Annotated in this window: 11 protein-coding genes and 1 pseudogene; 10 read left to right on the top strand and 2 right to left on the bottom strand. The window is 41.0% G+C overall.

Features of this window, described 5'->3' with window-relative positions:
- Positions 1 to 178: 178 nt before the first annotated feature.
- The 6 genes from AC13CC_RS15480 (at position 179) to AC13CC_RS15455 (ending at position 5,597) form a co-directional block, all read left to right on the top strand.
- Positions 179 to 355: a hypothetical protein gene (locus tag AC13CC_RS15480; protein WP_326278112.1), complete on the top strand. Its 177-nt coding sequence runs from the start codon at positions 179 to 181 to the stop codon at positions 353 to 355.
- A 75-nt stretch (positions 356 to 430) separates the two neighbouring features.
- The gene (locus tag AC13CC_RS15475; RefSeq protein ID WP_482877915.1) at positions 431 to 2,374 is read left to right on the top strand and encodes a tetratricopeptide repeat-containing sensor histidine kinase; all 1,944 of its coding nucleotides are present in this window, start codon (positions 431 to 433) and stop codon (positions 2,372 to 2,374) included.
- A 14-nt stretch (positions 2,375 to 2,388) separates the two neighbouring features.
- Positions 2,389 to 3,054 carry a DNA-binding response regulator gene (locus AC13CC_RS15470; protein ID WP_482877914.1) on the top strand — a complete coding sequence of 222 codons (666 nt, stop codon included), beginning with the start codon at positions 2,389 to 2,391 and terminating at the stop codon, positions 3,052 to 3,054.
- A gap of 99 nt (positions 3,055 to 3,153) precedes the next feature.
- On the top strand, positions 3,154 to 3,957 hold the full coding sequence (locus tag AC13CC_RS15465) for a hypothetical protein (protein WP_482877913.1): 804 nt from the start codon (positions 3,154 to 3,156) through the stop codon (positions 3,955 to 3,957).
- A gap of 153 nt (positions 3,958 to 4,110) precedes the next feature.
- Entirely contained in the window at positions 4,111 to 4,269 is a 159-nt protein-coding gene (locus AC13CC_RS15460) for a hypothetical protein (RefSeq protein ID WP_326278108.1), read from the top strand.
- 275 nt (positions 4,270 to 4,544) lie between these two features.
- A complete protein-coding gene (locus tag AC13CC_RS15455) occupies positions 4,545 to 5,597 on the top strand; it encodes a type I restriction endonuclease (RefSeq protein ID WP_482877912.1) in 1,053 nt (350 codons plus the stop codon).
- 213 nt (positions 5,598 to 5,810) lie between these two features.
- Here the strand turns inward: AC13CC_RS15455 and AC13CC_RS15450 are convergent, their stop codons facing one another.
- A complete protein-coding gene (locus AC13CC_RS15450) occupies positions 5,811 to 6,635 on the bottom strand; it encodes an endonuclease/exonuclease/phosphatase family protein (protein ID WP_482877911.1) in 825 nt (274 codons plus the stop codon).
- 135 nt (positions 6,636 to 6,770) lie between these two features.
- Here AC13CC_RS15450 and AC13CC_RS15445 point away from each other — a divergent pair, with 135 nt between their 5' ends.
- Together AC13CC_RS15445 and AC13CC_RS15440 are read left to right on the top strand one after the other, a co-directional pair.
- Positions 6,771 to 7,535: a hypothetical protein gene (locus tag AC13CC_RS15445; RefSeq protein ID WP_482877910.1), complete on the top strand. Its 765-nt coding sequence runs from the start codon at positions 6,771 to 6,773 to the stop codon at positions 7,533 to 7,535.
- Between the two features lie 73 nt (positions 7,536 to 7,608).
- On the top strand, positions 7,609 to 7,971 hold the full coding sequence (locus AC13CC_RS15440; RefSeq protein WP_482877909.1) for a hypothetical protein: 363 nt from the start codon (positions 7,609 to 7,611) through the stop codon (positions 7,969 to 7,971).
- 440 nt (positions 7,972 to 8,411) lie between these two features.
- On the opposite strand, the gene AC13CC_RS15435 is transcribed toward AC13CC_RS15440, so the two are convergent.
- Positions 8,412 to 9,119 carry a VIT1/CCC1 transporter family protein gene (locus AC13CC_RS15435; protein WP_482877908.1) on the bottom strand — a complete coding sequence of 236 codons (708 nt, stop codon included), beginning with the start codon at positions 9,117 to 9,119 and terminating at the stop codon, positions 8,412 to 8,414.
- A 491-nt stretch (positions 9,120 to 9,610) separates the two neighbouring features.
- Here AC13CC_RS15435 and AC13CC_RS15430 point away from each other — a divergent pair, with 491 nt between their 5' ends.
- Positions 9,611 to 11,824, top strand: a complete 2,214-nt coding sequence (locus tag AC13CC_RS15430; protein ID WP_482877907.1) for a DNA cytosine methyltransferase — start codon at positions 9,611 to 9,613, stop codon at positions 11,822 to 11,824.
- 324 nt (positions 11,825 to 12,148) lie between these two features.
- Positions 12,149 to 12,569: pseudogene (locus tag AC13CC_RS15425) on the top strand (integrase core domain-containing protein); the annotation flags it as partial.

Raw genomic sequence — 12,569 nt, 5'->3', positions numbered from 1 at the left:
GGGATGCTGTAATGCGGCCTGTAAGGTCCATTGGAAAGTAACCTAAAGGGTCGCTTACAGTTTCCACTTTCCAAAAATAGCAAAGGAGTACTCCAAAACTCACGGGTGGTTGAAAACCAAAAATGCTCCGGAAAATTCCGGACGGCCACCTCTTTGTTCAATTTAAAATTTCATAAAGATGAGAAAAGTGTTTTTGGCCGTGATGGCCGTTGTTCTGAATATGTTTCTGTTCTCTTGTTCCACTACGGATACGGCTGAGATCGAGAGCGAATATGACATGGTCGCTACCGAAGGTGACGACCAAGATCCGACCCCACCACCACCTCCACCGCCCCCCGGAGAAGGTGATCAATAAGAATAATTTCATTAATTTGAGCCATGTCTGTAAATCGGACATGGCTTTTTTTAATGAACCACAACTTCTTTATTCTTGAAACGGTACCCATTCCTTATCATATTGACGATTTTAGTTTCCTGTGTACCGTTCGATAAAGATGGGACAAGGGATGTTTCGGATAAAAACGACAGTATAAACATCTATTATACTCGCTCCATTAGCAAGGATGTTTCATTGGAAGAGAAAAGGGAAAGTATAGACAGGGCCCTTTTTTTGGCTAAAAATCTGGAAGCGGATTCCATCTTGGGCAAGTTGATGTACAAAAAAAGTTCCTTGCTCTTTCAAGCTGGGGACTACAATAGCTTGGTGGCCCACCATGACAGTTTCGTCACAATGCAATCCGAAGTTGATAGGCCTAGATTAAAGGCATCCCAGTATTACCTAATGGGGTATTATTATGATCGGATCCAATCTGATTATAGCAGGGCATTTGAAAATTACAGTGCGGCCAAAAGCCAATTCGAATTGGCAAAGGATAGTAGCTGGACAGGGAATTGCTTATTGCTTATGGGGGTGATACAGAAGAACCAAAATGATTTTTTTGGAAGCAAGGAAACCGTGACCGAGGCCCTGCAATTTTTAAGGGAATCCCGTGACATCAAAAAAATGGTTCAATATTATGGACTCTTGGCCACCAATCATAGGAAGTTATTGAACTTCGAGGATGCCATATTCTATTATACCAAGGCCATTAAAAATAGCGGATCATTGGAGGACAGGATCGCATTTGAGAACAATCTTGCCGCCACCTATATCGATAATGGAAGATATGAAGAGGCCATAGTACTTTTAGATAAGATCATGGGAAATACAGCCTTGGATTCCACTCCTGTGGTTTATGCAAGGATTTTGGATAATTTGTCCTATGCCCAATGGCTTTTAGAGAAAAAGGATGTTGGCGCTTCTTTCCAAAAGGCCCTCCAAATAAGAAAGGAGAAAAAGGATTGGCGTGGGCAATTGGCAAGCTATACGCATCTAGGTGAGTTTCATTTGGACGATAGGTCCAATAGGGCCAAGGCCTATTTTGATACCGTGATCCAAGTGGCCAAAAAAATCGAGGTCCCAAGGGCAGAGATTGATGCCTTGAAATTTCTCATGCAAATAGACCCAGAAAATGTCAAGCTCCGAGACCGCTATATTCTGTTGGCCGATAGTCTTGATTCGCAGGAATTGAAGGTCAAGACCCAATTTGCCAAATACAAGTATGACGATAAAATAAAACAGGAATCCATTTTGCGCTTAGAGAAGGAGAAGGCGGAACAAGCGTTGTTGACCGCAAAGGAGCGAAATCAAAAAACGATATCCTACTTAGGTTCCTTGACAATGCTATTGGGCTTGGGTTTTGCCATTTATTTTTTTAGACAACGGACGAGACATTTAAAGGAACAAAATAGATTGACAAGGTTGGAGGCGACATTGGAGACCGAAGCGGAAATGTCCAGAAGGTTACATGACGATTTCGGGGCGGGACTCAACCAGACCATGTTGATGATCAATGCGGACGTGGATAGGACAGCCGTCTTGGATAAATTGGATGGCCTTTACAATCAAAGCCGCAATTTTTCGAGGGAGGTCAATGAAGTGGCAATAGGAACGCATTTTAAGGAAGCGTTTTTGGAAATGCTTCGCTTTAGGACACCGAGCGATGCGAACCTTTTCATGACCGGTGTCAAGGATGTCCAATGGAATGAAATGGCCCCTTTATCACAAAAAGTGCTCTTCAAGGCTATACAGGAACTGATGATCAATATGGGCAAGCATAGTAGTGCCGATATGATCACCATTGTTTTCAAATCCACAGAAAAAGTATTGACGGTCAATTACTCGGATAATGGAGTGGGGGCGTCACTGAAGGAACTCAATGCCAAAAATGGTCTTTGGAATACAGAAAAGCGTATTCAGGCTATTGGAGGAAGCATTACTTTTGATTCCCATAAAGGTCAGGGCTTTAAGGCCCATATCACGATACCTTTATAATTCAACGTATTGTTATGTTCAAAAAAATATTGCTCGCGGAGGATTTTCAAGATACCAATCAAGGGATATCTGAAATGTTGCGCGAGAAGTTACAAATCCCGATCATCCGCGACGAACTCTATTGTGATAAGGCATACAATCGCTTAAAGTATGCTGTAGATCAAAGGGAACCTTTCGGCTTATTGATAACCGATTTGTTTTTTAAAGGAGACCATGTGGAGCGCAAACTCACCTCTGGTTTGGAACTGATCCAGGCTGCCAGAAATCTGCAACCGGAAATAAAGGTCATCGTGAATTCCATGGAGGATAACCCGTCCAAGATCGATGCACTCTTTAAGGACCAAGAAATCAATGCCTATGTCTGCAAGGGACGCCATGGCCTTACGGAATTGGTAAGAGCAATTCGGGAAGTGTACCATAACCGTACCTATGTTTCCCCCGGTATTGATCTGAACGTTTCCAATAACGTATTTGAACTTGAAGAGTTCGACCTGATGATACTTCAAAGCTTGGCGGAAGGGCTTACCAAAAAGGAAATTTCGGAAAAGTTCAAAAAGGAGGATATCACCCCCAATAGCGAAAGCACCATAGACAAAAGGGTCAGTAAAATGTTCGATGAATTCGGGGCCAAGAATACCAATCATTTAATCGCCAAAATGATTCGGGAGGAAAAGATCTGATTTATAGTTTGTTGGTTAATATTTGACTTTACCATGCAGATATCTGTAAGGTTACTTTTTCATAAGGTTGTAATATTGAAAAGATCAAACTAATTACCGATGAAGTCCTCAGTTAATTTTTACACAACAGAATCTCAACATATACCAACAAAAGCTTCAGTCATCAACATGGTAGGCATAAAATTCAGGGGATTTGCCTTGATTATGGTTTTTCTATGTCTTTTGATACCAAAACAGACGCACGCCCAAAATGATGGTGCAGCGATTGCAGGTGCTGTAGGAGCATTGGCATTGGTTGGGGCAGGGGTAGCGGCGGTCGAACAAATGAAGGAAAGAGCAGAGCTCACCGCAACGCAATGGGTATTGTCCAACCATCCAGAAATGTCCAGTTTTTCTTTAAAGACAGTGGACTTTGATGGGAAAAAGGTAAAGGACATGTCATCCGCATCCGTAATCACTTTCAAGATTCAAGAATTTGAACCGGAAGACAACCCTGTTTTGAACGGGAAAAAATATGTACTTCTTGGGTTCACCAGTCATGGATGGATTAATGAATATGGTATTGATTTTAACAAGGTCCAGTGGTTTATGGTCAACAAATCAGAATGGACAAAAATGATGGTGGCTTACGTAAAAGTTGCCTCTGGAGAAACCTCCGACGTGGAAAGTGATGTAATAAATGGAAAGATTGTCAATAGAGGAGTCAGGGTAAAAGGAAAGAATATGATTCCATTTTATAAAATGGAAGGAGACATGTTTGTCGTATCGGATTATTCCAACGAAATGAAATTAGTTTATAATGAAAGGTCCTTAGGTATTTTCTTGAAAAATACCCGTGATCTTGTACAAATAAAAAGAGGTAGCTTAATCGAACTCCATGATTTCTTTTATGAAGGAAATTGATATAATATTACACACTGACCACCTGCAATGGTAGTGTAGGTTAGTTCAGCCTACTGTACATGAATTGCAAAACTTGACACTCCCTTACGGATATCTGTAAGGGATTGATATTTTATAGGGGTAGGTTTGAAAGTATAATCAAATACTATCGATATGGCAGTTAAACATATCCCAACAGGAGAAGTGCACAAAGGATACAAGGGAGGGATTACAGATTGTGGATTTGACACAAGGGCAAAGCCAGAGCATTGGGAAGAAAGCGTTGAGGAAATTACATGCGATAAAAAGGGATGTAAAACCAGCTATCGGTAAAATGGGGTCGTTTCTAATTTCATATGTTTTGCATGCCCCAATTCGGAATTATCAACCTTTGGTTGAAGAAATACAAAGAATTGGAAATTGTAGGCAATGCTTCGATTCGATGTGGGTGGTCAAATCCAATGAAACCAGTGCATTATTAAGGGATAGACTCTCCAAACACATCTATGGAGACGATGAACTCCTTGTTGTTGGATTAAAAGGATATTGGGCTTCGCATAATCTAAGCGGTGATTGTACCAATTGGTTGTCAAAAAATATATAGGAACATGGAACTTCAGAACCAACTTAAGGTATTAGCGGAAAAAGTAATCAAGCTCAAAGAGCAAATCGATACCGAGGAATCCACCAAACATGCCTTTGTGTTGCCATTCATCAATTTATTGGGCTACGACACCTTTAACCCTACCGAGGTAGTACCTGAATTTACCGCAGACCTTGGATTGAAAAAGGGGGAAAAGGTGGATTATGCGATTTTTCAGCATGGTGACCCCATAATCATCATCGAGTGTAAGAACTGGAAAGAAAAGTTGAACGCCCACAACTCCCAATTGTTCCGGTATTTCCATACTACGAAAACTCGTTTTGCCCTGTTGACCAACGGTATCGAGTATCAATTTTTCACCGATTTGGAATCGGCCAATAAAATGGACGAAAAACCTTTTTTAGAGTTCGATATCACCCAGTTAAAGGAGAATGTGGTCAACGAAATTGCCAAGTTCCACAAGAAGAACTTTAACGTTGATGAGATAGTGGACAACGCGAGCTCCCTAAAATATACCAAGGAAATCAAAAAACTTATTGGCGAAGAACTACAAGCGCCAAGCTATGATTTTGTCAGGCTCTTCGCATCACGGATCTATACTGGCCGGCTTACTGAAAAGGTAATGGGGGAATTCACCGATTTGGTAAGCAAGGCCTTTATCCAGACCATTGGCGAGAAGGTGAACGATCGCTTGAATTCGGCGCTTCATAAGGAAGCGGAAAAACAACAGGAAGAGGACAAGGAGCCAGAAAAGGTGAGTAAAGTCGACACCACGGAGGAGGAACTTGAAGGATATCGAATCGTAGTGGCCATTTTGCGTAGGAAACTCTCGGTAGACCGCATTGTGCATAGGGATACCCAGTCCTATTTTGGTATCTTGCTGGATGATAATAACCGAAAACCGCTCTGTCGTTTGCATCTCAATGGGGGGAAGAAATACCTAGGGACCTTTGATGAGCATAAAGACGAGTCACGGCATCCGATTGAAACCGTGGACGATATCTATCAATTTGAAGACCTTTTATTACAGACCGCAGCTTATTATGGGGATGACTAAAATTTTGTCTCTTGTAGTACTTTTTTGTTTTATCACTGGTTTCAATCCTGTTACAAATGTTGAGACCAAAGTCTTTATCTGTAAAGGAAAGAGCAGTAAACGGTATCATTATGACAAACATTGCAGGGGTTTGTCCAATTGCTCGACAAAGACTTATGAAGTGAGCTTGTCCGAGGCCAAGGATTTGGGCAGGACCCTTTGTGGTTGGGAAGATTAATAAGCTTTCCAGTTGATCCGGAATTTTAAAAGAACCGGTAAATGATCGGATAATTTACGGGCCCGTTTTAACCCGTCGCAAAACCTCACAAAATCAATAGCTTTTCCTTCGGTCTTGTAAATATCCTGCGAATAAAAAATATTGTCGATGGGGTGGTTGAGGTAATCATTGTTATCACATTGCCTTTTTAATGTGGTCTTTGCATTGGATATGGCTGTTTTAAAACCATTATCCTTTAAGTAATCAAAAACAGGCATTTTTTCTTCAACATTAAAATCACCGGCAATAATCAAAGGAGTTTCTAGTGAATCAAGGACAAAATTGGAAAGTGCGATGATTTCACTTTCAGGGTCTTTGTTATAGGGCCTGGAATGGAAATTGATCAGGGTGATTTTTTTTCCTTCTACATATAAATCCAGTAAAAATGGCTCTCGGTCTACCAACGAATCTAATTCTGAGATAAGCCAACCCCGATTTTTTATTTTTATGTTTTTGGTCTTCCAAACAATGGCATAACGCTCGGTAACGTATTTCGGGCTGTTGGTAGGGTCACTAATGACATAGTCCCATTTGGCCCCTTTTCTATTGAGCATGTCGGTTAATTTGGCAACGGCCTGTGCCCCGCCATATCCCGCGACCACTTCTTGGATGGCAAGGATATCCATATCCCTGACGATCTCAGCGATTTGATTTAGTTCGTCGGTGTTTTTGGTCCTACCAAAATCTTGGATGTTCCATGATATCAGTTGAATTTCTTCAGTTTGAGCAAAAAGGACACATTGGAAGCATATCAATACAAGGAAAGATATCTTTTGTAACATAAGGTTGATTGGATTTTGGATTTGGGAAAATAAGCATAAATGGGCAAAGGGCTATTACGGAAAAACGTATGGTAGTAACTGATGTTCCATGTAATTTCGGACTACCTAAAGATTAAAAAATAAAACCAAAGTCCCATGAAAAAATTTAAACTACCACTTGTTTGTGCTATTGTTTCCTTGTTAAATGTTGCTTGTAGCGAGGAATCCGTTACCGATGAATTTGAAAATGCCAATGGAAATGTAGAGGAGAAGTTAATCCGCAGTGTTTCATATATCTCCCCGGAAAAGCCGGAAGATAATAGAACGATCGGTTTCTCCTACAATAATGATGGTAGTTTGAATACGGTCTCCGATGGGACCGATACCAGTATCTTTTTGTATGAGAACAGTGAATTGAAAACGATTACCGGCTCTAATGACAACCTTAATACGGAAGAACTATATCAGTCTCCCTATGATGCCTTTGACATAGGTCAGGTGGTTTCCTACGATGATAATGGAAATCCAGAAGTAATTGAGTTTTTTGAAGAAGAATGGGATGAGGACTTTGGCGATTATATCGCTAAAGTCTATACCGCAAACCTGGAGTATGACGATGCTCCCAATCCTTTTTATTATACCATGAAATCTGGGGGATTGATATACATGCTTGATAATGTGCGACTCAACTTTTCAATGACCCCGCAATCCTCGGAAATTGTGCAGGCCAGGTTATTGTTTCCGGTAAACAACCTTTCACAGATAGTTTATAAGAATGAGGAGGGAGAGATGGTGTATTCCATTAATGCGAACTTTGATTATGACGAAGATAATTATCCAACTTCCGCGGATATCACTGCGGTCTCCGTAATGGATTCGGATCAAGGGGTGGTATCGTTGACTTTCACCTATATGGAATAGGAAACAGATCACGATTATTTTATAAAATATGCACAGGATTTTTTGGGTAGGGGGTAATACCAATGTTTGACGTATGAAAAAAATAGTGTTAAGTATACTCGTACTATTGTGCTTCTTGGAGTTGAAGGCCCAGACCTGTGAAGAGATGATGGAATTCGTGAAGTCGGAGAGCTATGGCAGTACTTTCCATAGTTACAATAGTGATGCCATTTCCAAGATTACATTCTACAGTGTATTTGTGGATTATAAAACTTACTATTTTGCAATCGTATGCTTTAAAAGAAAATATGCTTACCAATGCTCGGAATATATTTATCAAGTGGCTTCTAACACCCAAACCAATTATTCTATGAACTATAGACAAAGTGCCGGTAAAGCATTCTGGAAATATATTCAACCGTATAATAAAAATTTGGGATGCGCTCCTGATTTTTAACAATAAGGCATATACATTATATTAGTCCAATACGTGTAAAGGTTTGGCACTCGCTCCATTCTCTTCAAAGGGATGCCATAGACCGGTGGGAATGGGTCGGGCGATTTTATTATTGGTGTAATCAAAAACCCTGGTACACGTTCTTGTGTTGGCATCGGAGGTATAGTGGTGGAGCCCTACGGTAATTTTCCGTTTTCAAGGTCTGTTTCTTGGAGTGAGGTCTGTGCAGATAACAGGGCGGTACGGTAAAGAATCAATATTTGAAATAAGCTTGACCTCATCACAAATAAGATGCACAGATAAAAATCAGATATACCGTTCGATTCATGGCCTTTGATTTAAATCTCAGTCCAGTAACCATTATGATTGAATCCACAAAAAAAATGTGGGTTAATGATTTATCGCTACATGCGGATATACTGTCCCCATATTTATAAATTTTAGACGCTTACCCCAAAGAGATAACCCACGAATGCAGAAAGTCCCATGGCGATTGTGCCCCAAATGGTAATCCTGACCATTCCCTTCAACATATTTGAACCACCGGTTTTTGCGGCCGTTGCTCCCAAAATGATCAAGAAAATAGTTGTAAATCCATATAGCCAATATTCCATTCCTTTTATTGGGGCAAAAAGAACCACTAAAAGAGGTAACATGCCCCCAACAGTAAATGCAGCACCTGACGCCAACGCGGCCTGAATCGGGTTGGCTTTACTGATCTCATTGATGCCCAATTCGTCCCGTATGTGCGTTCCCAGGGCATCGGCCGCAGTTAGTTCTTGGGCAACTTCCAGCGCTGTTTCCTTTTTCAGCCCTCTTTTTTCATAGATCTGGGCCAATATGTTCAACTCTTCTTCCGGCATTTCGACCAGTTCTTTTTTTTCTCTTTCAATATCTGCCTTTTCAATGTCGGTCTGTGAGCTTACAGATACATATTCTCCTGCTGCCATGGATGCCGCTCCTGCCACAAGTCCAGCCACCGTTGCTAAAATAACAGGTTCATTGGTCGAACTCGCCGTTGCAACCCCGATTGCGAGACTGGAAATGGAAATTATGCCATCATTGGCCCCCAAAACGGCCGCCCTTAACCAATTGCTCCTGTGGATGTAATGACTGTCAAGGTAATTGTCGAGTGTTAAATTTTTCATTTCTTGCCTTGTTTTGGTTGCCATTGGGCCTAAGTTTAACTAAACTTTTTCGTGAACCATCAAATAAGCTTGGCATTAATGTTGTCCTTTAATGCGAGGTATGATGTCATTAATTTTCCATAAGGAATTGGGGGTAATCCAGCAACAATGTAAGAAATTTATAGAAAACCTATTAAGAATCAAATAGGGATTTAATAAAAGGAATGCCGGTACATATTATAAACAGGTTGGAATTCTTGAAAAGGCGGGTTTATTGAAACACCAGACTGTCTTTGTCAGCCGTTTGTGTCCACATCATCCCCAAGGTGCTGACCCATCCTTAACTGCAGTGTGGCAACCTGGATGTAAAGATGTAAGAAGGGGAGGGATTTGTTTTTTTAATATGTTCAACAATTTTTGTTAACAAAATCCCGAAGTTCAAAACAAAAATTGGAAATTCCCATCGGTGTCCGTAAATTTGTCCGTGTCCGTAAAAATGTCCGTAAACAAGCATGGCAACATTCAATTTCTATTTAGACAAGACCGATAAAAAGGGTTTCGCACCAATTCATTTAAGAATTAACTGTAATGCAGAGCAGCTAAAAATCTCTACTAAGGAAAAAATCAGACCAGAGGATTTTGACAAGGAATCACAATCCGTGATCGCACATGCAGAAAGGTCAGGGGAGATTAACCATTATTTAGATTACTTGAAAGAGCGAGCCGAGGAACTGTTCAACAGTCCACTGAAGAAAAATTATACAGATAAAGAAATAAAGGATAAACTCTCTGATTATGTCAATGCTTATAAGGAGAGCCATGATGTCAATATTGTAAAGAAACCCAGTTCCCCAAAGGGAGAGGCATTTACCTTTGTAGATCTTTTTGCCGGTGCGGGCGGATTCAGCGAGGGATTTTTACAGGCAGAGAGAAAAAACAAGTATTTTGATTTTTTATTGGCCAATGATATCAATGAAAATTCGGAATTGACCCATCTGGTGCGCTATAACTACCAATTGGGACTGGATGCCGAGTTTTTGTGCCAAGACATCACAGAGCCCGATTTTTTGGACAATTTGATGGCCAAACTTAAAGGGAAACAGGTGGATGTGGTCTGTGGAGGACCTCCCTGCCAAAGTTTTAGTCTCGCGGGAAAACGGAAAAAATTTGATAAAAAAGACGACCTTTTTGCACATTATCTGGAGGTTATCAAAGTATTGCAGCCCAAATACTTTGTGATGGAAAATGTCAAGGGGATATTGACCAAGGAACGGGGCAAGATAAAGGAACTCATATTGACAGAGATCAATTCCATCGTGGATATCAATGAAGTGCCTAAGCTTTCCGCTTTTGTCAATGCATTGAAGAAGACCAATCCAGAGGACAACTTTATTTTGGATTGTCTGGTAAAGCGTATCGAGATGGAACAGTTCACGGATACCAAGGCTGAAATTGAAAAGGAAAATTATATTAGGACCGTTGATTCCCGATTTAAAAAATTAACCCCAAATATTGTTGATTACAAAACAAGTAAGACAGATACCCGAATCAGTACCATCAGACATGGCTTCAATCTCCTAATACGGAACAAAGAATGGGAAAAGCTCAAAAGGGACATCATTAGGGAAAAGGATTTCTGCAACATCGATAATGATTCATTTGTAGATATCTTCACCCAATTCTTGACCCATCTTGATTCACAAGTGATTATTGACAAGATAGAACAGGCATTCAAAGAATTAAAAGTAGAGAAGAAATTCCGGAAACACTGTGAGGATATCATCCATGCCCTGAAGATCTATATCCTTAACATCGATGACTGTCTGGCCATTATCAAGACCTTTTGCAATAAACGACAAAACAATGAGCTTCAAAAGATAATAGATGATATCAGGCTATACCGGATTGAAGCACCGTTCGTGGCCAATTCATCAAATTATGGGGTGCCACAGAATAGGGAACGTGTACTTTTCATTGGTTGTAGAAAGGACCAGAAGTTTATATCCGAAATACCGGCCACTGTTGCAGAGGAGGAGAAAGTATCGGTATTTGAGGCCTTGTACGATCTGGATTTTATCGGTAACAACCAAGAGGCGCACCATTATCAGCTTGTCGATATCTCAAAACAGTACAATGGTACCGCAAAAAAAATGAAGAGCTTGCTAAAAACTCGTTCTATTGAAGGAAAGCCCTTGGTCAAAAAGGGGAAGACCTTTGCCGAATGGAGCAAGTCGGGCCGTCTCAATGGTAGGTTTACAAACGCTACCAAGCCTTTTTATGTCAGGAATGCGAAGGCATTGGACAACAATCAAAAAGATTATGCGGTGCTGCACAACCATAAGACCAGCAATCAGGGGGACGATGTCATAAAACGATTGGATATTATCCTAAAGGAAGGGGATTACAAGAAAGCACAGGATAAACTGAACGAATGTGGGCTGGCTTCAAATAAGCGTAACTATAATATATTGAAGCCTGAATCCCAAAGCCCTACGGTTATGACCATTCCGGATGATTATATCCACTATAATACCCCAAGGGCCCTTACTGTTCGGGAAATGGCCCGTTTGCAATCCTTCGATGATTCCTTTGTTTTTCAGGGCAAGCGCTCAACTGGTGGAAATAATCGCAAATCGGAACTGCCCCAATATACTTTGGTTGGAAATGCGGTACCCCCTTTGATGGCAAGGGCTGTGGCGATGGAAATTTTAAAAAATATCAAGTGAGAAAACTTTACAACGCCGAACAGGAAAAAATAAAGATCTTAACAAAATATCAAGTCCCATTTACCTTGATAGAGCCGACCGAAACTGGGTTGAAAAAGTCCATAATGGACGCCACAGGAACCGTACGCAGCTTTTTGGAGGAGGAGAATATCCATAATTATGAATCACAGCTGCAAGGACCGAAGTATAAAGTATTGATACCAGCTGTAATATATGACGGTTTAAAAACCATTAAATCTAAAGCTTCTCTTTACCGCCCTTTAACAAAAAATGGTGATCCCAGAATCTGGTTCTACGGACTGTCCAATTTTCAGAACCCAATGATTCAGGGCACTGAACATCATGGACGATTACAACAGGGAGGCACTGCACATCGAAGTGGACTTTTCCCTGACAAGCAACCGGATGGTATGGGTCTTGAACCATCTGATAAACCGAAGGGGCAAGCCCAAACGCATACGTATGGACAACGGCCCTGAGTTCATCGCTAAGCTAACGTCCCAATGGAGCGAGATGCACGGAATAGAGTTCAATTATATACAACCGGGAAAACCGACCCAGAATGCATTCGTGGAAAGGTTCAACGGCAGTTAGGAGGGGGACACTCAACAGGTTCATCTTTGAGGACATCGACCAAGTAAGGGAACAGGCACGGATTTGGATGGACGATTACAACAATTACAGGCCACACAAGGCCCTGGGATATGTGTCCCCAAAACAATATCTGGAACTTAATTCCTTGTGC

This window comes from Flagellimonas sp. L-11, from assembly GCF_056857735.1.
Note: the sequence above shows the minus strand (reverse complement) of the source record. Positions and strands in the feature narration are given on the sequence as shown.

Bases quoted from the DNA above. Each gene is read 5' to 3' on its own strand.
- AC13CC_RS15435 (WP_482877908.1), bottom strand. From the start codon at position 9,119: ATGAAAAATTTAACACTCGACAATTACCTTGACAGTCATTACATCCAC.
- AC13CC_RS15430 (WP_482877907.1), top strand. From the start codon at position 9,611: ATGGCAACATTCAATTTCTATTTAGACAAGACCGATAAAAAGGGTTTC.
- AC13CC_RS15455 (WP_482877912.1), top strand. From the start codon at position 4,545: ATGGAACTTCAGAACCAACTTAAGGTATTAGCGGAAAAAGTAATCAAG.
- AC13CC_RS15450 (WP_482877911.1), bottom strand. From the start codon at position 6,635: ATGTTACAAAAGATATCTTTCCTTGTATTGATATGCTTCCAATGTGTC.
- AC13CC_RS15460 (WP_326278108.1), top strand. From the start codon at position 4,111: ATGGCAGTTAAACATATCCCAACAGGAGAAGTGCACAAAGGATACAAG.
- AC13CC_RS15480 (WP_326278112.1), top strand. From the start codon at position 179: ATGAGAAAAGTGTTTTTGGCCGTGATGGCCGTTGTTCTGAATATGTTT.
- AC13CC_RS15470 (WP_482877914.1), top strand. From the start codon at position 2,389: ATGTTCAAAAAAATATTGCTCGCGGAGGATTTTCAAGATACCAATCAA.
- AC13CC_RS15465 (WP_482877913.1), top strand. From the start codon at position 3,154: ATGAAGTCCTCAGTTAATTTTTACACAACAGAATCTCAACATATACCA.
- AC13CC_RS15440 (WP_482877909.1), top strand. From the start codon at position 7,609: ATGAAAAAAATAGTGTTAAGTATACTCGTACTATTGTGCTTCTTGGAG.
- AC13CC_RS15445 (WP_482877910.1), top strand. From the start codon at position 6,771: ATGAAAAAATTTAAACTACCACTTGTTTGTGCTATTGTTTCCTTGTTA.